This is a genomic window from Massilia sp. CT11-108, from assembly GCF_047302915.1.
Lineage (GTDB): Bacteria > Pseudomonadota > Gammaproteobacteria > Burkholderiales > Burkholderiaceae_D > Telluria > Telluria orientalis.
In genome coordinates this window covers 1-912 of sequence record NZ_JBKYMO010001022.1, presented here as the reverse complement: position 1 = coordinate 912, position 912 = coordinate 1, and the positions used below count along the sequence as shown (strand labels likewise).

The following is a 912-nucleotide window of genomic DNA, read 5'->3' as shown; positions in this document are numbered from 1 at the left end:
CACGGGTTCGGCAGCATCGGGCACGCCGACGCCTGGCTGGGCACCGAGTGGCCGCAACTGCCGGCCAGCCTGTTCCTGGAATTCGCGGAGAACGGCAACCGCACGCATTACGAACAACGCTATTTCGAGCGCCGCAGCCGGCTGGCGGGCCTCGTGCTGGCCGAATGCGTGCAGGGGCAGGGCCGCTACCTGCACGCGATCGCGGACGGTGTCTGGCACGTGTGCGAGGAAACGTTCTGGGGCCTGCCGGCCCACAGCGGCATGTTCGAGCGTGGCGTCGGCCTGCCCGATGCTGCCGAACCCGTGATCGACCTGTTCGCGGCGGAGACGGGCGTCACGCTGGCCTATGTCCATGAGCTGGTGGGCGAGCAGCTGCGCACGGTGTCGCCGCTGCTCACCGTGCGCATCGCGGCGGAGGTGAAGCGCCGCATCCTCGATCCGGGTTTTACCCGCGACGACTTCAAGTGGATGGGCCTGAAGGACAAGAAGGAACCGCTGAACAACTGGACGTCCTGGATCGCATCCAGCTGGCTCGAAGCGAACCTGCTGCTGGAGCCGGATCCGGCGCGCCGCATCGCGGCCACGTTGAAGATCTGCCGCTGCCTGGACGGCTTCCTGGAAGACTACTCGGACGACGGCGCATGCGAAGAGGGCCCCGGCTACTGGACGCTGTCCGCCGGTCCCTACCTCGACAGCCTGATGGCGCTGGACGCCGCGACCGGCGGGGCGGTGAACCTGGCGGCCGACCCGTTCGTGCGCCGCATGGGCCATTACGTGCTGGACGTGCACGTGGCGGGCGACTGGTACGTGAACTATGGCGATGCGCACGCGAAGGTGCACCATTCGCCGCCGCTGCTGCACCGCTTCGGGCGCGCCACGGGCGACGCCGACCTGGCCGCGTTCGGCGCGTTC

General features: G+C 68.9%; 1 protein-coding gene. It reads left to right on the top strand.

The window, feature by feature from the left end:
* Positions 1 to 912: hypothetical protein (locus tag ACEN88_RS32860; RefSeq protein WP_413346473.1), on the top strand; the 912-nt coding region annotated here is incomplete at both ends.